The following is a 23,098-nucleotide window of genomic DNA, read 5'->3' as shown; positions in this document are numbered from 1 at the left end:
TATCAATGGCTAGCAAAACTAGATTAGACCGGAACAATACCGGCGTCCATTATCTCCCCACAGCCCTAGCAAGCTGCCTTGCGACCAAAAGAACAATAGCAGGAGATGCCAGTGAACCAGTCCCTCAATGCCGTTTCGCCAGAGGCGCTCGCCCGGGCGGCGAGCAAGGTCAAGCGTCATGTATTGCCGCTTTTCGTGGTGATGTTCATCGTCAACTATATCGATCGAGTGAACATCGGATTTGTACGCAGCCACATGGAAGCCGACCTGGGCATAGGCGCGGCTGCCTATGGATTGGGGGCCGGGCTGTTCTTCATCGGTTATGCCCTGTTCGAAGTCCCGTCGAACCTGCTGCTGCAACGCTACGGCGCCCGCGCCTGGCTGGCTCGGATCATGCTCACCTGGGGCGTGGCGGCCATGGCCATGGCGTTCGTGAAAGGCGAAACCAGTTTCTATGTATTGCGATTCATCCTCGGCGCGGCCGAGGCCGGCTTCTTCCCAGGCATCATCTACTACTTCACTCAGTGGCTACCAGGTTCCGAGCGAGGCAAGGCCATGGCCGTGTTTCTCAGCGGTTCAGCCATTGCGTCGGTGATTTCCGGGCCAGTGTCAGGCGGGCTGCTTAGCCTGGGCCTACCCTGGCTGCATAGCTGGCAATGGATGTTCCTCATCGAAGGTTTCGCTTCGGTAGTCCTGTGCGCCTTCGTTTGGCTGTACCTGCAATCCCACCCCCACGAAGCCAAGTGGCTCAGCGCGCAGGAGAAAGAAGCGTTGATCAGCACCATCGCCGCCGAGCAGGCGGCCCGCGAGGCGGAACGGGGCGGGCGCCCGTCCGTGTGGCGCCTGCTGGCGGACCGGCAGATCCTGCTCTTCTGCTTCATCTATTTCTCCGTGGCCTTGACCATCTATGGCGCTACGTTCTGGCTGCCCAGCATGATCAAGAAAATGGGCAGCCTGGGAGATTTCCAGGTGGGCCTGCTCAATGCCATTCCCTGGCTGATTTCCATCGTCGCCATGTATGGCTTCGCCGCGCTGGCGAGCAAATGGCGGCACCAGCAGGCCTGGTGCGCGCTGACGCTGCTGATTGCCGCTCTCGGTATGTTCATGTCCACCACCGGCGGGCCTGTGTTCGCCTTCGTGGCCATCTGTTTCGCCGCCATCGGTTTCAAGGCAGCCTCGGCGCTTTTCTGGCCGCTGCCCCAGGGTTATCTGGATGCCCGCATCGCCGCGGCGGTCATTGCCCTGATCAACTCCATCGGCAACCTGGGTGGCTTCGTGGCACCCACCGCCTTCGGCTTCCTTGAACAGACCACTGGCTCCATCCAGGGTGGCCTGTACGGGCTAGCGCTCACCTCGGTACTGGCGGCCGTGGTGGTGATGTTCGCCCGAGGCAAACCCGGCCCTGGCCAACAGCCCGTGGGCCGGAACAAGCCCGAAGCCGCCACCGCCTGAAGCCAATGCTCGATATCTCGAAGGGAGTACCCACCTTGAAGATCACCCGTGTCACCGTCACCCCTATCGCCTTTCGCGATCCGCCACTGCTCAATGCCAGCGGCATCCATGAACCCTGGGCGTTGCGCTCGATCATCGAGGTTGAAAGCGACAATGGCTACGTAGGCCTGGGCGAAAGCTACGGCGACGCGCCGGCCCTGGCTATCCAGCAGGCGGTACGCGAACAGCTGATCGGCCTGGACCCCTTCGACCTTGCCGCCCTGCGCCGGATCGTGCAAGGCACGGTGGCGGCCCACAAGCCAGCGAGCCTGGCAGGCGCCGAGCTGGCACCCGGTTCACATGCCAGCAAGGCCGTGAGCAATGCCTATTCCGCGTTCGAAGTGGCCTTCCTGGATCTCCAGGCGCGGTCGTTGAACCGCCCGCTGGTGGACCTCCTCGGTGGCGTGGTTCGTGACCAGGTGCCGTTCAGCGCCTACCTGTTCTTCAAATACGCTCAGCATGTGGACAGCCCCTATCCGCCGGACAACTGGGGCGAGGCCCTGACCGAGGCCCAGATCGTGGCACAGGCCGGGCGCATGATCGAAGCCTATGGCTTCCAGAGCATCAAGCTCAAGGCCGGCGCCCTGGCGCCCGAGCACGAGGTAGCCTGCATCAAGGCTCTCAAGCGGGCCTTCCCCAGCCACCCCTTGCGAATCGACCCCAACGGCAACTGGTCGTTGGAAACCGCACTGCGCATGGCAGAGCTGCTTGGCGATGACCTGCAATACTACGAAGACCCCACGCCGGGCCTGGAGGGCATGGCCGAGCTGCACCGGCGTACCGGTCTGCCGCTGGCCACCAACATGGTGGTCACCGACTTCGATGAGTTGCGCCGCAGCGTGGCTCTGAACAGCGTACAGATCGTCCTCGCCGACCATCATTACTGGGGCGGCCTGCGCGATACGCAGCACCTGGCCAAGCTATGCGCCACCTTTGGCCTGGGGGTCTCCATGCATTCGAACTCCCATCTTGGCATCAGCCTCATGGCCATGGCCCACGTGGCCGCCGCGACCCCCAACCTGGACTACGCCTGCGACACTCACTATCCGTGGCAGGAACCCGACGAGGAAGTGATCAAGGGCGGCAAGCTGCCTATTCGCAATGGCTGCGTGAGCATCACCAAGGCGCCAGGGCTGGGAGTAGAGCTTGATCACGATCAGCTGGGCAAACTTCATGACCAGTTCCTGAGCTGTGGAATACGGCAAAGGGACGACGTGCGTCAGATGCAGCGCTACAAGCCGGACTGGAAGGCGGTCAAGCCTCGCTATTGACGCGATGCTGATGAAAGCCAGCGGCAGCTCGCAAAGGGCTTTTCCGCCCGGGAGCTATCCGTCGGCTGCACGGGCTCCTACAATCGGCAGGCTTGGCTCTCTACAACAATACAACAGGAGTGTTCGATGCAGCCCATTCGTCTTGGCCTGGTGGGGTACGGCAAGATCGCCCAGGATCAGCACCTGCCTGCCATTCGCGCCAACCCGATGTTTTCCCTGGAGGGGGTTGCGACCCAGGGCGCGCCTTGCCCGGGTGTGCCCAACTTCGGCACGCTTACCGAGCTACTGGCGTCGCAGCCGGGCCTCGATGCCATCGCCTTCTGCACGCCACCGCAAGGCCGCCATGGTCTTGTCCATGAGGCTCTGAAGGCCGGCAAGCACGTGTTGGTGGAGAAACCGCCTTGCGCTAGCCTGGGCGAGGCCATGGCCCTGGTGGCCCAGGCCCGCGACGCCAGGCTCGCCGGCCTGTTCGCCTGGCATTCCCGGTTCGCTCCGGGGGTAGAGGCTGCTCGCGCCTGGCTCGTGGGGCGGCCGCTCAAGGCGGTGCGGGTGCAGTGGAAAGAAAGCGTTCGCAAGTGGCACCCGGGGCAAACATGGATCTGGCGCGCCGGAGGCCTGGGGGTGTTCGACCCTGGCATCAATGCCTTGTCCATCGTGACCGAGCTGCTGCCCACGTCCTTGTTCATTGAACAGGCCGAGCTGCGGGTACCCGCCAATTGCCAGGCCCCCATTGCCGCGACCATGGCCTTGCGTGACGCCCAAGGGTTGCCGGTGAGCGTGGACCTGGACTTCGATCATGGCCATGATGAGCTCTGGCGCATTGAACTGGAGGCCGAAGATGGCACCCTGCGCCTTGACCAGGGTGGCGCCGTTGTCACCCTCGACGGCATGCCAATGGCAGTGTCGGAGGAGGGCGAGTACCCTGCGCTGTACCGGCATTTCCACGAACTGGTCCAGGCATGCGGCCAGGACATGGACGTGCAGCCCCTGCGGGTGGTGGCTGATGCCTTCTTCGCTGGGGAACGGACGACCGTCGAGCCGTTTTACGAGTAGGCGGGCATTGCGGATAGAACTCTCCGAGGCCTCAGGTTTTCAAATCCTTCGAAACCCTCAGCCCCGGAGACTTCCATGAAATCCGATAACACCAGCGGCCGGCAGTGGCCTCGTCGTGACCGGCCCGAAGACGCCCGTGGCCTGCCTGGCCGCCCGGAAGATGCCGGAAGCGGCATCACCGGCTCCAGCGGCGGCAAGCCAGGCGAGGCCGCGCGGCCACAACCTACTACGCGACAGGATCGTCAGAGTCGAGACGACGAAAACCTTGGAGCCGACTGAAGGCTTCATGAAGGCAGCGTTATCATCAGCATAGCGCTGCCAATTGCCAGGCTGTGACCAAAGCGTCTTCGTTGGCCTGGCCCATCAGACCCAGTCCGCCAGTTGGACACTGATAACCTGCTCGTGCGCGTGGTTGCCGACATTGGCATCTCATGCCGATGCATACTTCCTCATCGCCAAGGGGCTTCAGACGGACAGCGCGCGCTGGCCCTGGGCCGTTGCCGGGTCTTGTCATCGCCCCGCTCGACAAATGGCGCGCGGCCCCGTAGCGTTAGGACGCCAGCGTCCATGATTCATCTCCACAACTTGCACGAGTGCTGCACATGACATTACCAGGCGCCCCCTGGGGCGATGACCGTCTACATGACCTGCGAGTATTGGTGGTTGAAGACGACGCGCTGGTCAGCATGTTCGTCGAAGCCCTGCTGGACGCCGTGGGCGTGGGCGAGGGGGTGCGCCTGGCCCATACGCTGGAGCAAGGGCAGTGGCTGGCTGAAAGCGGTAACTTCGATCTGGCGTTGCTGGATGTCTACCTGGACAACCAGCCGGTGTTCGGCGTTGCCCGTACCCTGCAGGCGCGAGGCATTCCCTTTGCCTTCGTCTCCGGAAACCCGGGCGCCGAGGTCCAGGCTCAGTTTCCAGGCGTGCCGGTCATCCACAAGCCATTTCAGGCGGCGGAACTCGAGGGCGTTTTGCGGCAGTTGCTGGCGGCTTCCTTCGTGCAACAGCACCGTGTCTAGGAAGCGGCGGCCCATTTGTAACCCACGCCGTATAAAGACTGGATAGGGTCATCCCCCGGGCAAGCCTGGGCCAGCTTGCGTCGCAGGTTGCGCACGTGACTGTCCACGGTCCGGTCGGTCACGATGCGCCGGTCCGGATACAGGTGGTCAAGCAATTGGTCCCGGGAGAACACTCGCCCCGGCGCGCTGGAAAGGGTATCCAGCAGGCGCAGTTCTACCCGGGTCAACTCCAGCATCACGCCGTCAAAGCTGGCCTGGTGTGCCTCGTGGTCGATCACTAGGCGAGCGCCGCCGGGGGTAGGGCTGGCAATCGACGGCGCGCGGCGTAGGACCGCCTTCACCCTGGCGACCACCTCACGGGGGCTGAAGGGCTTGCACACGTAGTCGTCTGCGCCAAGGTCCAGCCCCTGCAGGCGGTCGCTTTCCTCCACCCGAGCGGTAAGCATGATGATGGGCACCGGACTGAACGAACGGATGTCCCGGCACACCTCCAGGCCGTCGCGTCCGGGCAGCATCAAGTCCAGCAGGACGAGACGCGGCCGATGGGTACGCACCGCCGCCGCAGCATCCAGGCCGTTGGCCACGCAGAGGGTAGGGAAGCCCGCGGCTTCAAGGTAGTCGCGCAGAAGCGCGGCCAACTTGGGCTCGTCCTCGACGATCAGGATGGGCGCTGCCATCGCCTATACCGCTTTCGGCAGGCGCAGCGTCAGCCATAACCCGCCCAGGGGCGACGGGGCTGCGCTCAGCTCGCCACCATGGACCTGGGCGATGCTGCTGCAAATGGCCAGGCCCAGGCCGGCGCCGCCGCTGGCTCGACTGCGAGAGCCTTCGCCTCGATAGAATCGCTCGAACAACCTGGCCAGTTGCGCCGGTGTCACGCCGGGCGCGGAATCCTGAAAGTCCAGGCGCCACTGAGTCTCTTGCTGAGCGAGGCCGATGCGCAACTCACCGCCGCGGTCCGTGTAGCGCAGGCTGTTCTCCAGCAGGTTGTTCAGCAACTGCTGTAGGCGCGCAGGGTCGGCCTCCACCCGCAGCGGGCCGTGAAGCGACGTGAGTCTCAGCTCGATGCCTCGTTCGGCATAGCGCTCCTGGAAACTACCGACGCACAGCGACACCAGCTGGGCCAGATCGCAGGGCTGCTTGCGGTAGGCGAGGGCACCCACATCCGCGAGAGATAGCTCATACAGATCGTCCACCAGCTTGCTTAGCATGGCGACCTCTCCTTGCAGGGATTTCACCGATGCGGCGTCCAGGCGGCGCACGCCGTCCTCGATGGCTTCCAGCTCTCCCCTGAGGATCGACAAAGGCGTACGCAGCTCATGGGACACATCGGCCATGAACTCCCGACGCACTTGCTCGTTACGCTCCAGGGTATGAGCCAGGTGATTGAAGTCGGCGGCCAGTTGGCCCACTTCGTCCTGGGTTCTTACGGTGACTCGGCTCTGATACTCGCCGGCCGCCAGGCGATGGGTGGCCGCCGCCACCCGCTTGACCGGGGCCAGCAGGGTGCGGGATATCCAGGCTGCGATGAGCATGGCGAGCAGCAACGACACCAGGCCCATGGCGATACTGGTGCGCAGCTGGTACTGCTGGAAGCGCTCGCCGCCAGCCTCGGTCACGCTCTGGAAAGGGCTCACGGCTATCCAGCCGACAGTGCTGCCAGCCACGTCTATGGGCGCGAGCAAGGCGTCGTCACCGATAGCAGGATAGCCGGCCACCCGCTGGTGCCGGGCGTCGAGCAGCGCCGTGCGGAACACGGTGCCTGTAAGGTCGGAGGCTGGCGGGATGCGCATTTCATGTTCTTCGGGGGTCGCCGGAGGGTCCGGCCGCAGTAGATCGAACCAGCGCTGGGGGTGATGGCGGATAAAATCCCAGTTGCCGCCTTCAGCGACATAGGCCTGAGCCATGCGCGGTACCAGGGCGTCGACCCGCTGCATTGCCAGCTCGTTGAGATAGCCGACGAAGCCACGGGCGAAACTCCAATTGCTGGCCGCGCCCATGCTGACGATCACCAGCAGGACGCTGGCGAGCACGGCAAGGAAAAGCTTGCTGGAAATGCTGATTTTCATGGGGGCTACGCATCGTGAAGGCCCTGCTATTTAGGACGCCCCGGCCGGCTGATTCAAGTGCGGCGGGCAAACTCCATTTTCCCTGCACATTTGTCGGCCACCATTGCGCCGTGCCTTGCCATGTCCGGCGGGCTTTTTTCAAGAGCAGGAACAGATGGCTGAACGATCCAGGCGTACCCTCCGCATTCTTTTTGTCATAGCGGCCGCCCTGGCCGTAGTGTTCGTGGGCATGGGTGTCTGGCGCTCGCTGCATGGCAACCAGAGTGCTCCAATGGGCGGCCCGCCCGCGGCTCCGGGCGGGCCAGGTGGCCCAAGCATGGCCGGCGGCAGCTCCGCCGGGGTGACGGTGACGGTGGGTCAGGCCCAGCGCCAGGATGTGCCGGTCTATCAGACGGCGCTTGGGACGGTAGTGGCCAACGCCTCGGTCACCGTTACCAGTCGGGTGGATGGCCAGCTGCAAGCGGTGTATTTCACCGAAGGACAGCCTGTGAAAAAAGGCCAGTTACTGGCCCAGATCGACCCTCGAAGCTACCAGGCGACCCTGGCCCAGTACCAGGGCGATCTGGCGCAGAACCGCGCCCTGCTCAAGAGCGCCCAGCTGACCCTGGCGCGCTACCAGCGGCTGTTCGACAAGGATTCTCTGGCCCGCCAGGACCTGGACACCCAGGCCGCCACCGTGGGCCAATACCAGGGCGCTGTGCAAGCCGACGAAGCGCAGATCGCCGCTGCCCGGTTGGACCTGGAGTACGCCCGTATCGTCTCGCCCATCGACGGCTACGTCGGCCTGCGCCTGGTGGACCCTGGCAACATGGTGCATGCCAGCGACACCACTGGCATCGTGACCGTGACCCAAACCGACCCCATTGCCGTGACCTTCAGCCTGCCCCAGGCGCAGTTGGCCGAACTGTTGCCCAAGCTGCGCGCTGGCCAGGCCTTGCCGGTACAAGCCCTGGATGCGCAGCAGGATCTGGAGCTGGCCACGGGCGAGCTTAAGTTCATCAGCAACGAGATCGACACCGCCACCGGCAGCATCAAGCTCAAGGCCCGGTTCTCCAATGCCGACCAGAAGCTGTATCCCAACCAGTTCGTCAACGTGAAGGTCCGCACTCAGGTCTTGAGCCAGGCGGTGACCGTACCTTCGGCCGCCGTACAACTGGGCGCCAGTGGCAACTTCGTTTACGTACTCGATACCAGCGACAAGGTAGTACGCCGTGCGGTCACCAGCGGTCCGGTGACGGGAGATCGCACCGTGATCCTCGAGGGGGTGACCGCGGACGAGCGGGTAGTCACCCGTGGCATCGATCATCTACGCGACGGTATCCAGGTCACGGTCGAACAAGCCACCGAGGTCGCCGGCAGCGAGGCGCGTCCATGAACCCGTCACGCCTGTTCATCCAAAGGCCGGTGGCCACGGTACTGTTGATGCTGGCCGTGCTCTGTGCCGGCGCCTTCGCCTATCGCCTGTTGTCTACCTCGGCGCTGCCGGAAGTGGACTATCCCACCATCCAGGTCACCGCGCTTTATCCGGGCGCCAGCGCGACCGTACTGGCCACATCGGTGACCGCCCCTCTGGAGCGTCAGCTGGGCCAGATGGCGGGTCTGGAGCAGATGTATTCCACCAGTTCAGCGGGCGCCTCGGTGATCAACCTCAAGTTCGCCTTGAGCCTGTCGCTCGATGAAGCCGAGCAGGAAGTGCAAGCCGCCATCAATGCCGCTGACAGCCTCTTGCCATCGGACTTGCCCAACCCGCCCACCTACAAGAAGGTCAACCCGGCCGATACGGCGGTGATCACCCTGGCCGCCACCTCCGACAGCCTGCCGCTGACCCAGGTGCAGGACCTGATCAATACCCGAATAGCCCTGAAGCTGTCCCAGATCAAGGGCGTTGGCCTGGTCAGCCTGGCTGGCGGGCACCAGCCGGCGGTACGCATCAACGCCGACCCGGCCGCGCTGGCCGCACATGGGCTGACCCTGGAAGACCTCTACGACACCGTCAACGACGCCAACGTCAACGGCTCCAAAGGCGGCTTCGACGGGCCGGACCACTCGATTACCATCGATGCCAACGATCAGTTGCGCGACGCCCAGCAGTACGGCGACCTGGTATTGAAGTACGAGAATGGCGCGGCCCTTTTCCTGCGTGACGTGGCCGCCACCGAAGACGGCAGTGAGAACGCTTACCTGGCCGCCAGCGCCAACGGCCAGCCCGCCATCGTCATCAACGTACAACGACAGCCTGGGGCCAATGTGATTCAGGTGGTCGATGCCATCCAGGCGCAACTCCCGAGCCTGCAGCAAGCCTTGCCGGACAGCGTGAAGTTGCAGGTGCTGGCTGACCGCACGCAGACGATCCGGGCGTCCATTCACGACGTGCAGTTCGAACTTGTACTGTCCATCGCCCTGGTGGTGATGGTGACCTTCGTTTTCCTGGGCAATATCACCGCTACCCTGATTCCCAGCGCCGCCGTTCCACTGTCCTTGGTGGGCACCTTTGGGGTGATGTACCTGGCCGGCTTCAGCCTGAACAACCTCAGCCTGATGGCGCTGACCATCGCGACTGGATTCGTGATCGACGACGCCATCGTGGTGGTGGAGAACATTTCCCGTCACCTGGAAGAGGGCGATAGCCCGATGCAGGCCGCCCTGAAGGGGTCTGGGGAGATCGGCTTCACCATCATCTCGCTTACCTTGTCCCTGGTGGCGGTACTGATCCCACTGCTGTTCATGGGGGACCTGGTAGGCCGGCTATTCCGTGAGTTCGCCATTACCCTGGCCGTGGCGATCCTGGTGTCCATGGTGATTTCCCTTACCCTGACGCCGATGCTTTGCGCGTATCTGCTCAAGCATCTCAAGCCTGAGGAGCAGGGCCGCTTCGCCCGTTGGAGCGAACATCAGTTCACCCGTCTTACTCAAGCCTACGACCGCGGCCTGGGCTGGGTGCTGGCGCATCAAGGGCTGACCTTGCTGGTGGCCATCGGCACCTTCGCTTTGACCGCGGCGCTCTACCTGGCAGTGCCCAAGGGCTTCTTCCCGAACCAGGACACTGGGCTGATCCAGGGTTTCACCCGGGCCTCCCAAGACGTCTCCTTCAGTGAAATGGCCCGCCGACAGGCCGCGATGGTCGAGGTGGTCGGCCGCGACCCGGCCGTGGCCTCGGTATCCTCCACCCTGGGCGTGGATGGCACCAACGCGACCCTGAACAACGGGCGCCTGCAGATCCAGCTCAAGCCATTCAGCGAGCGAGACGAGCGCGCTGACGAAGTGATCGCCCGGCTGGCTCAGGCCAGCCAGGCGGTGGCCGGCATCCGCCTGGACATGGTAGCGGCTCAGGACCTGAGCGTGGACGACCAGCTCACGCCTAGCCAATACCAGTTCACCCTCGACGACGCCGACAGCGCTCGCCTGGCCGCCCTGCTGCCCAAACTGATGGCCGCGCTGCAACAACGGTCGGAAATGAAAGATGTCATCGATAACCTTCAGGACCAGGGCCTGGTCGCCTACGTCGACCTTGACCGCCAGGCCGCGGCGCGCTTCGGCATCACCGCCGCAGACGTGGACGCCGCCCTGTACAACGCCTTTGGCCAGCGGCTCATCTCCACCATCTTCACCCAGGCCAACCAGTACCGCGTGGTACTGCAGGTGCCTGGCAAGTTCCAGCAATCCATGGCGGCCTTCGACCAGATCTACCTGGCGGCCGGCACGGACAGCACAACCACGACCGCTACGTCCAGCTCGAGCACTACCGGCACTACCAGCAGCGTCGGCTCCAGCACGAGCAGCAGCTCGACTGCCAGTTCCAGCAGCACGGCCAGTACCAGCCTGGTGCGGCTGAGCAGCATTGCCAGGATCAGCCAGCGCACCGGCGCCCTGTCATTGAATCGACTGGGCCAGTTTCCGGCGGTGACGGTATCGTTCAACCTTGCCGAGGGTCACTCCCTGGAAGATGCCCAGAAGGCCGTGGCCGAAGCGCTGAAGCAGGTGGACGCGCCTGCGTCCGTGACCCTCCGCTACCAAGGCGCGGCGGCGTCTTTCCAGCAGGCATCGGCCAATACCCTCTGGCTGATCCTGGCCGCGCTCTTGACCATGTACATCGTTCTGGGCGTGCTTTATGAGAGCTACATCCATCCGCTTACCATCCTTTCGACACTGCCATCGGCGGCGATCGGCGCGCTGCTGGCGTTGTTGCTCAGTGGCAGCGATTTCTCCCTCATCGCGCTGATCGGGGTAATCCTGCTCATCGGCATCGTCAAGAAGAACGCCATCATGATGGTCGACTTCGCCTTGCAAGGCAGGGCAGAAGGGCTGACCCCCCGTGACGCCATCCATCGTGCCTGCCTGTTGCGCTTGCGGCCTATCCTGATGACCACCATGGCAGCGTTGCTCGGCGCGGTGCCCCTGATGTTCGCCACCGGGGCGGGCGCGGAACTGCGACGGCCACTGGGCCTGGTCATCGTTGGCGGGCTGCTGCTCAGCCAACTGCTTACCCTGTTCACAACCCCAGTGATCTACCTGGCCTTCGACCGCCTGGCTGAAAGACTGCAACGGTGCCTGCGCGTCCGGAGCACGGCATGAACCTGAGCCGCGTATTCATCGCCCGGCCCGTGGCCACGGTGCTTTTGACCCTGGCCCTGCTGCTGCTCGGCGGGTTGGGCTATAGCCTGCTACCCGTGGCGCCGCTGCCCCAGGTGGACTTCCCCACCGTGATGGTGGAAGCCAGCTTGTCGGGGGCCAGCCCGGAAACCATGGCCGCGACCGTGGCCACACCGTTGGAGCGTACCCTGGGGCAAATCGCGGGGGTTACCGAAATGACCTCCAGCAGTAGCCAGGGCTCGACCAACATCGTTCTGCAGTTCGATCTGGACCGTGACATCAACGGCGCCGCTCGCGACGTACAGGCAGCTATCAACGCCGCTCGCAGCCTGCTTCCCAGCGCGATGAAGTCGCTGCCGACCTATCGCAAGGCAAATCCCTCCGATGGCCCGGTGATCATGCTGGCGCTGACCTCGGCGACCCGGGATGCTGGCCAGTTGTACGACCTGGCGTCCAGTCTGTTGCAGCAGAAGATCGCCCAGGTGCAGGGAGTAGGGCAGGTTTCGGTGCGCGGTGGCTCGCTGCCGGCGGTGCGGGTGGACGTGCAGCCGCAGCCGCTCAGCCATGCGGGCATCAGTCTGACGCAGGTCAGCGATACCTTGAGCAACGCCACTCGTAACAAGCCCGTGGGGGCGCTGCAGATGGGTGCGCAAAGCTGGGCCATCGAAACCAATCAGCAGCTGGAGACCGCGGCCGACTACCAAGGCCTGGTCGTGGGCTACCATGACGGCGCCGCGGTTTACCTTCGCGACGTCGCCAGGGTCTACGATGCCGTGGAAGATGTGTACGTGGCTGGCTACTACAACGGACAGCCCTCGGTGACCCTCGGCGTTACCCGCTCGGCCGGGGCCAACATGCTCGACACCATAGACGCGGTAAGCGCGCTCATGCCTACGCTGCAGGCCATGCTGCCGGGCGATGTGCAACTGGTGAAGGTCATCGACCGCTCGCCCACCATTCGCGCTTCTCTGCGCGACACGGAAGTCACCTTGCTGATCGCCGTACTGCTGGTGGTAGCGGTAGTGTTCGTGTTCTTGCGCAACCTGCGTGCGACCCTCATTCCCGCGGTGGCCTTGCCCGTGTCCCTGGTCGGTACCTGCGCGGCCATGTACGTGCTGGGGTACAGCCTGGATAACCTGTCGCTGATGGCGCTGATCATCGCCACCGGCTTTGTGGTGGACGATGCCATAGTCGTGCTGGAAAACATCGCCACCTATCAGGAGCGCGGCATGCGCCCCCTGCGGGCGGCCTTGCAGGGGACTCGGGAAGTGGGTTTCACCGTGCTGTCCATGACGGTCTCTCTGGTAGCGGTGTTCATTCCTCTGCTTCTGATGGGCGGCATCGTCGGGCGACTTTTCCGCGAATTCGCCGTAACCCTGAGCATCGCCCTAGGCCTGTCCATGCTGGTGTCCCTGAGCATTACGCCGGTGCTCTGCGTAGCGTTTCTGCGCCCGGCACCCTCGGGCAAGCGAGCGCCACGCCTGTATCGGGCGATCGAAGCCGTGCTGGATGACCTGCAGGCGCTCTACCTGAGCGCGCTCGGCTGGGTCATGCGGCATCGCTTGCTGACCCTGTTCAGTCTGTTGCTGACACTGGTCTTGAATATTTACCTCTATACCGTGGTGCCCAAGGGGTTTTTCCCGGCCCAGGATACAGGCGTTCTGATGGGCGCCATCCGGGCCGACCAGAACATTTCCTACCAGGCACTGAAGCCCTACATCCTGGAGATCTCCCAGGCCATGGCCAAGGATCCGGACGTGGCCGCGGTCATGGCATCGACCGGCAGCGGGGGCTTCGGCTCGCGCAATACGGCGCAGTTGTTCATTCGCCTGAAGGATTTCAGCGAGCGACAGGCGACGGCCCAGCAGATCGCCAACCGGTTGAGCAAGGCCTACAGCACCCATGCGGGCATCCAGATGTTCGCCATGCCCATCGAAGACCTGCACATCGGGGGGCGCAGCGCCAACGCCACCTATCAGTTCAGCCTCCAGGCCGATGACCTGGCCCTGCTACGGACCTGGACGCCCAAGGTCGAGCAGGCGCTGCGTCGCCTGCCTCAGCTGACTTCGGTGGATTCGGACGCGCAGACGGGCGGCCAGGAAGTGATGCTGGAAATCGACCGCGCTGCCGCTTCCCGGCTCGGCGTCAGCGTGGATGATCTGGACAGCTTCCTGGGCAACGCCTTCAGCCAGGCCAACGTGGCCACGGTTTATCGCACGCTGAACCAGTATTACGTGATCATGGACCTGGCTGCCCGCTACAGCCAGGACCCCAGCGTGCTCAGCGAGCTGTACCTGATCAACGACCAGGGCGCACAAGTACCGTTGAGCGCCATCGCCCGGTTCGCCAGCGCCGAGGCGCCCTTGTCCGTCGCCCACGCCGGGCAGTCGGCGACCAGCACAGTGGCCTTCAACCTGGCCGACGGGGTCACCCTGGAAGCCGCCCAGGCCGCGGTCAAGGCAGCATTGCAACAGATCGGCCTGCCGTCCCAGGTGCACGGCAGCTACTCTGGCACGGCTGCCGCCAGCGCCTCGCTGGCCAGCAGCATGCCGTGGCTGATCCTCGCCGCGTTGCTCGCGGTCTACATCGTGCTAGGGGTGCTCTACGAAAGTTACATCCACCCCCTGACCATCCTGTCCACCCTCCCGTCGGCCGGGTTGGGGGCACTGCTATTGCTGCAGATCACCGGTACCCAGCTCACGGTCATTGCGTTGATCGGCATCCTCCTGCTGATCGGCATCGTGAAGAAAAACGCCATCATGCTGATCGACTTCGCGCTGGTTGCCGAGCGCCAGCTACGCATGAGTCCTGAGCAAGCCATTGTGGAAGCCTGCCGGCAACGGCTGCGACCGATTCTGATGACCTCCCTGGCAGCGTTCTTCGGTGCCTTGCCCATGGCCCTGGCCAGCGGCGGCGATGCCGACCTGCGGCGCCCCCTGGGCCTGGCCATCTGCGGTGGCCTGGCGCTGAGCCAGTTGCTGACGTTGTTCACCACGCCTGTGCTGTACCTCTATTTCGACCGCTTGAGCCGCGTCACTCGCCGCCAGTGGAATCTGCGAATTCGCCGCCTCGGCCCTGAGAGTCTTTCATGAAGTTGCCTGCCCTCTGCCGTTTCGCCCCTTCACTGTTGCTGCTCGCCATGCTGGGCGGGTGCATGGTGGGGCCAGACTACCAACGCCCCAGCGCCGCCGCCCCGGTAGCCTTCAAGGAAGCCGCCGGCTGGACTGCCGCCGCGCCCAAGGATGATCAGCCCAAGGGGCGCTGGTGGACGGCCTATCACGATGCCCAGTTGGACGGGCTGATGGATCAGGTGACGCTGAACAATCAGAACGTGGCGCAGTACCAGGCCCAGTATCAGCAAGCCCTGGCGTTGGCCCGGGCTTCCAGGGCCGACCTGTTCCCCAGCCTGGACGCGACCCTGGCCAGCACCCGTAGCGAAAGCGCCAGCAGCGCTTCCAGCACGGTAGGCAGCCAGTCCGGGGCAAGCGATACCCATCAGGCAACGCTCAGTGCCAGCTGGGAACTGGACCTCTGGGGCAAGCTACGTCGAACGCTGGAGGAGAACCGCGCCAGCGCCCAGGCCAGCGCCGCGGACCTGGCTGCTGCGACCTTGAGCGCGCAGTCCGAGTTGGCCCAGGATTACTTCAAGCTGCGTTTGCTCGACCAGCAGCTGGAGCTGTATCGGGCTACGGTGTCGACCTACGAGCGATACCTGAAGGTGGTAGAGAATAAATATGAAGAGCAGATCAGCTCCCGCGCGGACTTGGCCCAGGCTCAGACCCAACTTGAAAGCGCCCGGGCCACGCTGCTGGACTACCAGTGGCAGCGCGCCCAATATGAACACGCCATTGCCTTGCTGATTGGCAAGGCCCCGGCAGAATTCAGCCTGGCGGCGCGCCCGGCCAGCGGCCAGGACGCCTGGGCCTGGCATATACCCGACATCCCGGTGAGGCTCCCCAGCCAGTTACTGGAGCGTCGTCCGGATATCGCCGCGGCCGAGCGTGAAGTGGCCGCCGCCAATGCCGCCGTAGGCGTCGCTACGGCGGCCTACTACCCTGACCTTACCTTGAGCGCCAGCGGAGGCTACCAGGCCAGCAGCCTGAGCACGCTATTCAATGCTCCGACCCGCTTCTGGTCCATCGGCCCCTCGTTGACCGGCAACCTGCTGGATTTCGGTGCCACCCGCGCCAGCGTCGACCAGGCCCGGGCCAGCTACGATGCCCAGGTGGCTGCCTACCGACAGACCGTGCTGACAGGCCTTGGCGAAGTCGAGGATTACCTGGTGCAACTGCGCACCCAGGAGCCAGAGCTGGCCGCTCGTACCCGAGCTGTCGCCGCTGCCGCCGAGTCAGCCCGGGTCACGGTCGACCAATACGAAGCCGGGAAAATCGACTACCTGGACGTGGCCACGACCCAGGCTACCTTGCTCAGCCAACAGGAAAGCCTGCTGAGCCTGGTCAGTACACAACTCGTCACCAGCGTGGAGCTGATCGTGGCGCTGGGCGGAGGCTGGTAGGCGACGCGCCTGAGGGCGCGCTGGCCTTACTGGCCTTCGCCTTTCTTCTTGGTACGGTCGGTTTCGTATTGGTTCTCGTACTTCTTCTCCGACTTGCCCGGCTTCTGGTCTTCGGCCCGTTGTTTCACCGGGCCCATGTCAAGGAGGCCGCCACCTTTGCCCTTGTTGCTTTCAGGGGTCTCATTGGCCCCGTCACGGATCTCGGTGTGCACACCTGTGTCATGCTTGTGCGCGCTGTCATCGGCTGCCAGGGCATGAGCGGTGAACAGCGAGGTGGCCAGGTAGAGGCCGGCCATGGCCTGTTTTTGGAACTTCATCGTTTACTCCTAAGGGAACCTGAAAGCGTCACGGCTTTGCGCCGCTGCTGTTCTAACCGACAGCCGATGTCGGCGGGTCGTTCCCTGGAAGAGGCCTCGGGCCCGCTTAGGCCGGCGCCGCGCTCGAAGTCCCTGAGACTTGCCCGAAACGTGCGCGATAGGCCGACGGCGCCAGCCCGCTGTGCTTGCGAAAGGCCAGGCGGAAGGCTTCCGTCGAGCCATAGCCGCAGCGCTCTGCCAGGCGTTCGAGGGGCAGGTTGCCGGTTTCCAGCAGCTCGCGCGCCAGGGCAAGGCGTGCCTGCTGCAGCCAGGCCTTGGGGGCAAGCCCCGTGGCTTCGCTGAACCGGCGCAGGAAGGTGCGCTCGCTCATCAGGGCGCGTTCGGCCAGGCTGCTCACGGTGATGGGCTGGTGCAGGTGCCGTCTGGCCCAGTCCAGCACCGGAGTCAGATCATTGCGAGCGTCCTGGGCCACTGGCGCCGGAATGAATTGCAATTGCCCGCCACCGCGCTGCGGCGCCATCACCAGCCGACGCGCCACGCTGTTGGCCACCGCCGTGCCGAAATCCCGACTGACCAGATGCAGGCAGGCGTCGATCCCGGCTGCGCTACCAGCGGAAGTGATGATCTGGCCGGCGTCCACGTAGAGTACGTCAGGGTCCACTTCGATTGCCGGGTAGCGTGCCGCGAGCTCCGCCGTGTAGCGCCAGTGGGTGGTGGCTCGCTTGCCGTCCAGCAAGCCCGCCGCCGCCAGCACGAACACACCCGAGCAAATCGACAGCAGGCGCGCGCCGCGCTGCTGTGCCCGGCACAAGGCCTCCAGCAGCGCGGCGGGAGGCCCCTGCTCGCGGCTGCGCCAGCCCGGAATCACGACCGTGTGTGCCTCGTCCAGCCCGTCCAGCCCAGCGTCGGCAAGCACCTGGATGCCGCCCATGGCTCGCAGCGGGCCGGCATCCGCCGCGAGAATCCGGTGCCGGTACCAGGGAAATTCGAACTCCGGCCGCGCCAGGCCGAAGATCTCCACGGCGATGCCGAATTCGAATGTGCAGAGGCCGTCGTAGGCGACGATGGCGACTATGCCGGGAGTAGGCTGCATTTTGGCGGAAACCTGCCGGTACCTGTCAGAGTCGCCACTGTAGCCATAAGCGCCAGGGAAATACAGTAGGGCCAGATCACACAGGAGCAAGATCATGACCAGCCTCGTCAGCCACACCCCAGCCGCCTTGCCCAGCGTAGCCTTGATGCACTTCAGCAATCGCCTGGCCTTCGAGACCGACTGCTCGGACGTCTATCACAGCCAGCTCAGTGGCCAGGTTGACTACGTCTTGGTGGATGTACGCAGTGCCGAAGCCTTCGCCGCGGGGCACATTCCCGGCGCCATCAATCTCCCCCAACGCAGCCTTACCCGGGAGGGCCTGGCCGGCTATGGGGCCGACACGCTCTTCGTGGTCTATTGCGCCGGCCCCCACTGCAATGGCGTGCACCGCGCCGCCGTGCGCCTGGCGGCGCTGGGCTTCAAGGTCAAGGAAATGCTCGGCGGCATCACCGGCTGGCTGGATGAGGGGTTCGCTTTGAGTGTGCAGGAGGGGGCGAGCTTGAGCTGTGGTTGTGCCTAGATAGCGAAGGATGCGGCATGGTGCCAGCAAAGGTCTTCGCGAGCTCCGTCTGCGGCGGTGCCCGTCTCCTACATGGTTGCGCGGGTGTAGGAGCGGGGCGAAGCCCCCGAAGGTTACAGGGCGTTGAGATATGCCTTAAAACGAACGACCGCGACCTTCACCCGAACTGCCGCCGATATTGATCCGGCGTCAGCCCGAGACGATCGTTGAATGCCAGGCGCATGTGGCGGGTACTGCCGAAGCCGCTGCGGAAGGCCACTGTCTTGAGGGGAAGGTCGCCGCTTTCCAATAACTGGCGGGCGCGGTCCACCCGGGCGCGCTGGATGAACTCCATGGGGGTGGTGCCGCTTTCCCGCTTGAACTGCCTGGCGAAATGGCGCGCACTCATGGCCGCGAGGCCGGCCAGCCGTTCGACATTGAAGGGCTCTTCCAGATGCTCCAGCACATAGCGCTGCACCTGGGCGATGGGCGAGTCGTCCATCGCCAGCTCAGCGACCAGCGGGCTGAATTGCGCCTGGCCGCCCTGGCGTTGCATGACCACCAGTAGCACCTTGGCCACATCCAGCGCCACGCCACGCCCGTGGTCTTCGCTGACCACGGACAAGGCCATGTCGATCCCGGCGGTAATGCCTCCGGAGGTCAACAGGTTGCCATCCTTCACGAAGATCCGGTCGGTTTCCAGCGTCACCCGAGGGTAACGCTGTTTCAGCCGACTGATGTAGTGCCAGTGAGTGGTGACGCGACGATCCTCGAGAAGCCCGGCCTCGCCCAACATGAAGGCACCGGTGCAGATGGACCCATGGCGACGCGAAGCACCGGCGGCCTCCCGCAACCAGGTGAGGTCGGTCTGATGTTGTCCGTTATAGGCCCCCGGCCCGCCGGGCACCAGCAACAGGTCCCAGGCCAGCGGCGCGTCCTCCAGCCGAAGGTCGGCGTGCAAGGTGATACCGTTCGAGGCTTGTATACGGCTCGCCGGGGCGGCAAGAGTGGTAATGCGGTAACCCTGCTCCTGACCCAGGTAGCGATTGGCAATGGAGAACACTTCCGCGGGCCCGGCCATGTCCAGCATGAGCATGTCTGGGTAGAGCAGGATGGCGATGTCTCTCATGGTCGAATCCCCGGGTGCGCCGCGGAGCGCAGGCGGGGGCACTATAGCAAGCCTTGGCGGTGACTCGGCAAGGCCTCGGACCAAGCTGAACGCCACGGCCTAGACATTGCGCTTGGCCGCCAGGGTATCTGCCAGGTGAGTCCAGTCGAAGGGAGTCACCGAGTATCGAGCCAGGTCTCATGCTGCCTAGGGCCACACCCCCCGGGGTATCTGCACCTTCCCGTCATACAACAGCCGGGCCGTGCGCAGCAGGCCACAGCCGGCGATCTGGCCGTTGTCCAGATGCAGCTCGACGGAGAATTCACCGCCAGGATGCTCGACGGACAACAGCGGTCGGTCGCCCGTGGGGACGAAGGCGACCGCCTTGGCCACCCCGCCTTCGAGCAGACAGGCCGAGGCCACGCTCACGGCTGCGAACACACCGATGGAGGCATGGCAGCGGTGGGGAATGAAACTGCGGGTATGAATGGCTCCGCCGTCACGCGGTTCGGCCACCAGGCACATCTTCGGCACGCTGCGCTGGCTGACATCGCCCAGGTTCATCAACGGCCCAGCCTGCAGCCGGATGGATTCGATCCGCGCCTTGAGCGCTTCGTTGGCGTCCAGCTCGGCCGGGCTCTCATAGCCGCTAACGCCGAGGTCGCTGGCCCGCAGTACGATCACGGGCATGCCGTTGTCGATGCAGGTCACCTCTACGCCGTCGAACAGGTCGACCGCATTGCCAGTGGGCAGCAGGCTGCCGCAACTGGACCCGGCAACGTCGGTGAACTCCACCAGCAGCGGGGCGGCGGTGCCGGGTACGCCGTCGATCCGCGCGGCGCCTTCATAGCGAACGGCGCCGTCCTGGGTCGGCACCTGGGCAATCGCGATCTGGCCGGTATTGACCATATGGATACGCACCAGGGTCAACTCACCGGTGGCCGACACCAGGCCCCGCTCGATGGCGAAAGGGCCAACCCCGGCGAGGATGTTGCCGCAGTTCTGCCCGTAGTCCACCCGCGGCTCGGCCACTACCACCTGGCCAAAGAGGTAGTCCACGTCGGCGTCCGGGCGGGTCGAGGGCTGGATAATGGCCACCTTGCTGGTGAGAGAGTCCGCGCCACCGATGCCATCGATCTGGCGTGGGTCCGGAGAGCCCATCACCGCCAGCAGCACCTTGTCTCGCACCTGTGGGTCTTGTGGCAGGTCACTGGCCAGGAAGTAGGCGCCCTTGGAGGTGCCTCCACGCATCATCAGACAGGGAATGGCGCGTTGGCTCATCTCATTGCTCCAGGTCTTCGAGGCGGTCCACGTAGCGCAGGCCCTTCTCTGCCAGGCGCGGGCGCATGTCGTAGATGTCCAGTCCCAGCTCGCCAGAGGCCAGCCGCAGGCGCTTCTGTTCTTCCACGTCAGCGCGCTTGCGCGTGGCGGCCAGTACTGGTTCGACCTCGCCGCGACGGACAACCACCACGCCGTCGTCGTCAGCCACGATGGCATCGCCCGGATGGATCAGCTGGTCGCCGCAGACCAGCGGAATGTTCACCGAGCCCAGGGTTTCCTTCACCGTGCCCTGGGCGCTGATTGCCCGCGACCATACCGGGAAGCCCATCTCGCGCAAGGTGCGGAAGTCGCGCACGCCTGCGTCGATGACCAGCGCGGCCACGCCGCGGGCCTTGAGCGAGGTGGCCAGCAGGTCGCCGAAATAGCCGTCGGCGCAGGGGGAGGAGGGCGCCACGACCAGGATGTCGCCGGGCTGGCAAAGCTCCACTGCCACATGGAACATCCAGTTGTCCCCCGGCGCCACCAGCACGGTCACCGCGCTGCCGGCAATGCCGAAGTCCTGCTGGATAGGGCGAATGTCTCTACGCAGCAGGCCCTTGCGGCCCTGGGCTTCGTGAACCGTGGCCACCCCCAGGGTGGCCAGCTCCTCGATGGAGGCGGCGTCGGCCCGCTCAATGTTCCGTACCACTATGCCGGTCTTGCCGATCAGCGCGCTCATCCCAGGTTCTCCGTTACCCGTGGGAAGACGCTCTGGTAGCCTTCGCCATAGATGATGTTCTTGGTGGACGTGATGCCCACGTTGCGCTTGGCCTGCACGCCGCGCTGGAGGGCGACGCGGGTGTAGTACTCCCAGAGGTGCTCTTGGCCGGCCATGCACTGGATGGCGGCATACTTCTGCTCCCAGACCGAGGTGATATCCAGCAGTACATCCGGGCACCAGCCGCATTGCTCGGGCTGATGAGGCTCGAAGCTGTAAACCGGCGGCGCGCCCACAATCTTCTGGCCTGGGTCGAAGCCTTCGGCCTGGGCAATGATGCGGGCTTCCTCGGCCAGGGCCAGGGCGCGGGGGTGGTCGTAGTTGTACGGGTCCAGTCGCGAGTGGCTGAGCACGAACTCAGGCAGGATGCGACGGTAGACGCGGGCCAGGCGCAGCAGTGCGTCGTTGTCGATCTTGAGCGGGTAATCGCCCAGGTCGAAGAATTCGACAGTGGCCCCCAGGATCTTCGCCGCCGCTTCGGCTTCCTGCTGGCGGGACTCCTTGACCTTGGCTTCGGTCATTTCCGCGCCCTTGCGCCATAGCTTGGCGGATTCGCCACGCTCGCCGTAGGACAGGCACACGATATGGACGTCATAGCCTTGCTGGGCGTGCAGGGCGATGGCGCCACCGGCGCGCCAGACGAAGTCGGCGGAATGGGCGCTGACCACCAGCGCTGTTTTCTTGTTGGATTCAGACATGGACGGCTCCTCTTGCGATAACGAAGGTTTGCATGCAGCGCCGCGCTGGCATAATGCGATGGCTTGCGACTGGTATGCGTTTTAATTATCGAATTTTAGGAGGGCGGCCTCGGCTGGCCCGGGTGATCCGATGGACGTGCCAAACCTTATGCAAATCCGTGCCTTCGTGCGGGTCGCTGAGCTGGGGAGTATTTCCCGCGCCTGCGAAACCCTCTATCGAGCGCAATCCGTGGTCACCCGTGCAGTCGCGGACCTGGAGCAGCGGCTGGGCGCGGTGCTGTTCGAGCGGCGCGCCAATGGCATGCTGCTGACCGAATACGGCAAGCGGGTGCTGCCTCGGGCCCGCGCGGCCCTGGCCGAGCTGGCCCGCGTGCCGGTGTTGCTGGGTGACGCTTCGGGGGCCGAGCCCCTGTACCTGCTCAACGGGCGACGCCTGGAAGTGTTCGTACGGCTATGCGCGAGCCGGCATATGCAAACCGTGGCCAGCCACTTCGGCCTGACCCAGCCGGCGGTCAGTTCCGCGCTCAAGGTACTGGAAAACGGCAGCGGCCAGGTGTTGTTCGAACGCACGCCCCGGGGCCTGCTACCGACCCGGATCGCCACCGACATCCTGGTGCCGATTCGCCGCGCCCTGAATGAGCTGCGCCACATCGATGCGGACCTGGCCGCCCTGCGTGGCAGCTTGGAAGGGGTGGTGACCATAGGCGCACTGCCGCTGTGTCGAACCCGCATTCTGCCCCAGGCCATCGCCGCGTTGCTGCAAGCCCATCCTCAGGTACGCATCGCCACCCACGAGAGCCCATTCGAGTGGTTGGCCAGTGAACTCAGGGCCGGTGACCTGGATTTCATCCTCGGCGCCTTGCGGCCGAGCGAGTACGCCTCGGACCTGCATGGCGAGGCCTTGCTCAATGAGGAAATGGTGGTGCTGGCGCAACGGGGCCACCCCTTGCTCGACCAGGGTGTAAGCCCTGCCGACCTGGCCAATGCCCGCTGGATCCTGCCACGGGCGGCCACTCCGGCGCGTCAGCTGCTCGAAGGCTTCTTCGAAGCCATGGGGCTCGAGCCTCCGGTACCCGTGGTGGAAACCGGTGACCTGGCGCTGATCCGCGGCCTGTTGCTGAGCTCGGACATGCTCACGGCCGTATCGGCGCACCAGCTTGAATACGAGATCGCCAACGGCAGCCTGCAACGCCTGCCGCTGCAGTTGCGCCACACCAGCCGCGCCATTGGCCTGATCCATCGGGCCAATGCCTTGCACTCGCCCGCGGCCCAGGCGCTGATGGAGGAGATTCGCCGGGTGGTGGAGAAGACCTGAGGGCCGGGCGGCGTTAAGAAA

Annotated in this window: 19 protein-coding genes; 11 read left to right on the top strand and 8 right to left on the bottom strand. The window is 64.6% G+C overall.

Going from position 1 to position 23,098, the window contains the following annotated elements:
- Positions 1–105 precede the first annotated feature (105 nt).
- From BN1188_RS20270 to BN1188_RS20250, 5 genes are all read left to right on the top strand, one after another.
- On the top strand, positions 106–1,452 hold the full coding sequence (locus BN1188_RS20270; RefSeq protein WP_052469414.1) for an MFS transporter: 1,347 nt from the start codon (positions 106–108) through the stop codon (positions 1,450–1,452).
- Positions 1,453–1,487: 35 nt separating this feature from the next.
- A complete protein-coding gene (locus tag BN1188_RS20265; protein WP_040264400.1) occupies positions 1,488–2,762 on the top strand; it encodes a glucarate dehydratase family protein in 1,275 nt (424 codons plus the stop codon).
- A gap of 126 nt (positions 2,763–2,888) precedes the next feature.
- Positions 2,889–3,815: a Gfo/Idh/MocA family protein gene (locus BN1188_RS20260; protein ID WP_040263494.1), complete on the top strand. Its 927-nt coding sequence runs from the start codon at positions 2,889–2,891 to the stop codon at positions 3,813–3,815.
- Between the two features lie 75 nt (positions 3,816–3,890).
- The gene (locus BN1188_RS20255) at positions 3,891–4,094 is read left to right on the top strand and encodes a hypothetical protein (RefSeq protein ID WP_040263492.1); all 204 of its coding nucleotides are present in this window, start codon (positions 3,891–3,893) and stop codon (positions 4,092–4,094) included.
- Between the two features lie 323 nt (positions 4,095–4,417).
- A complete protein-coding gene (locus BN1188_RS20250) occupies positions 4,418–4,834 on the top strand; it encodes a response regulator (protein ID WP_052469413.1) in 417 nt (138 codons plus the stop codon).
- On the opposite strand, the gene BN1188_RS20245 is transcribed toward BN1188_RS20250, so the two are convergent.
- Entirely contained in the window at positions 4,831–5,511 is a 681-nt protein-coding gene (locus BN1188_RS20245) for a response regulator (RefSeq protein WP_040263491.1), read from the bottom strand. The genes BN1188_RS20250 and BN1188_RS20245 overlap by 4 nt on opposite strands.
- Positions 5,512–5,514: 3 nt before the next feature.
- Complete coding sequence (gene baeS, locus BN1188_RS20240; protein WP_088776231.1) at positions 5,515–6,903, bottom strand: sensor histidine kinase efflux regulator BaeS; 1,389 nt, start codon at positions 6,901–6,903, stop codon at positions 5,515–5,517.
- A gap of 154 nt (positions 6,904–7,057) precedes the next feature.
- Here baeS and BN1188_RS20235 point away from each other — a divergent pair, with 154 nt between their 5' ends.
- Genes BN1188_RS20235 through BN1188_RS20220 form a run of 4 tightly spaced genes read left to right on the top strand, consistent with a single transcriptional unit; the run spans position 7,058 to position 16,009 of the window.
- Entirely contained in the window at positions 7,058–8,278 is a 1,221-nt protein-coding gene (locus tag BN1188_RS20235; protein WP_040263489.1) for an MdtA/MuxA family multidrug efflux RND transporter periplasmic adaptor subunit, read from the top strand.
- Positions 8,275–11,475: an efflux RND transporter permease subunit gene (locus BN1188_RS20230; protein ID WP_040263488.1), complete on the top strand. Its 3,201-nt coding sequence runs from the start codon at positions 8,275–8,277 to the stop codon at positions 11,473–11,475. Before BN1188_RS20235 ends, BN1188_RS20230 begins: the two co-directional genes overlap by 4 nt.
- Positions 11,472–14,585: an efflux RND transporter permease subunit gene (locus BN1188_RS20225; RefSeq protein WP_040263487.1), complete on the top strand. Its 3,114-nt coding sequence runs from the start codon at positions 11,472–11,474 to the stop codon at positions 14,583–14,585. The genes BN1188_RS20230 and BN1188_RS20225 overlap by 4 nt, the downstream gene beginning before the upstream one ends.
- Positions 14,582–16,009, top strand: a complete 1,428-nt coding sequence (locus BN1188_RS20220; RefSeq protein WP_040263485.1) for an efflux transporter outer membrane subunit — start codon at positions 14,582–14,584, stop codon at positions 16,007–16,009. The genes BN1188_RS20225 and BN1188_RS20220 overlap by 4 nt, the downstream gene beginning before the upstream one ends.
- Before the next feature lie 26 nt (positions 16,010–16,035).
- On the opposite strand, the gene BN1188_RS20215 is transcribed toward BN1188_RS20220, so the two are convergent.
- On the bottom strand, positions 16,036–16,326 hold the full coding sequence (locus BN1188_RS20215; RefSeq protein WP_040263483.1) for a hypothetical protein: 291 nt from the start codon (positions 16,324–16,326) through the stop codon (positions 16,036–16,038).
- A gap of 106 nt (positions 16,327–16,432) precedes the next feature.
- The gene (ftrA, locus tag BN1188_RS20210) at positions 16,433–17,419 is read right to left on the bottom strand and encodes a transcriptional regulator FtrA (protein WP_040264396.1); all 987 of its coding nucleotides are present in this window, start codon (positions 17,417–17,419) and stop codon (positions 16,433–16,435) included.
- A gap of 94 nt (positions 17,420–17,513) precedes the next feature.
- Between ftrA and BN1188_RS20205 the strand changes: the two genes are divergently transcribed.
- Positions 17,514–17,939 (top strand): rhodanese-like domain-containing protein, encoded by a 426-nt coding sequence (locus BN1188_RS20205; protein ID WP_040263481.1) that lies wholly within the window; start codon positions 17,514–17,516, stop codon positions 17,937–17,939.
- Between the two features lie 157 nt (positions 17,940–18,096).
- Here the strand turns inward: BN1188_RS20205 and BN1188_RS20200 are convergent, their stop codons facing one another.
- The 4 genes from BN1188_RS20200 to galB form a co-directional block, all read right to left on the bottom strand.
- The gene (locus BN1188_RS20200; protein WP_040263479.1) at positions 18,097–19,047 is read right to left on the bottom strand and encodes a GlxA family transcriptional regulator; all 951 of its coding nucleotides are present in this window, start codon (positions 19,045–19,047) and stop codon (positions 18,097–18,099) included.
- 186 nt (positions 19,048–19,233) lie between these two features.
- Positions 19,234–20,307 (bottom strand): 4-oxalomesaconate tautomerase, encoded by a 1,074-nt coding sequence (locus BN1188_RS20195; protein WP_040263477.1) that lies wholly within the window; start codon positions 20,305–20,307, stop codon positions 19,234–19,236.
- 1 nt (position 20,308) lies between these two features.
- Positions 20,309–21,025, bottom strand: coding sequence for a 4-carboxy-4-hydroxy-2-oxoadipate aldolase/oxaloacetate decarboxylase (locus BN1188_RS20190; RefSeq protein ID WP_040263475.1), 717 nt, complete (start codon positions 21,023–21,025; stop codon positions 20,309–20,311).
- On the bottom strand, positions 21,022–21,762 hold the full coding sequence (galB, locus tag BN1188_RS20185; RefSeq protein ID WP_040263473.1) for a 4-oxalmesaconate hydratase: 741 nt from the start codon (positions 21,760–21,762) through the stop codon (positions 21,022–21,024). Before galB ends, BN1188_RS20190 begins: the two co-directional genes overlap by 4 nt.
- 130 nt (positions 21,763–21,892) lie before the next feature.
- Here galB and BN1188_RS20180 point away from each other — a divergent pair, with 130 nt between their 5' ends.
- Positions 21,893–23,077: a LysR substrate-binding domain-containing protein gene (locus tag BN1188_RS20180; RefSeq protein ID WP_040263471.1), complete on the top strand. Its 1,185-nt coding sequence runs from the start codon at positions 21,893–21,895 to the stop codon at positions 23,075–23,077.
- Positions 23,078–23,098 lie beyond the last annotated feature (21 nt).

This window comes from Pseudomonas massiliensis (assembly GCF_000826105.1).
Classification (GTDB): Bacteria; Pseudomonadota; Gammaproteobacteria; order Pseudomonadales; family Pseudomonadaceae; genus Aquipseudomonas; species Aquipseudomonas massiliensis.
This window is presented reverse-complemented; position numbering and strand designations above follow the sequence as displayed.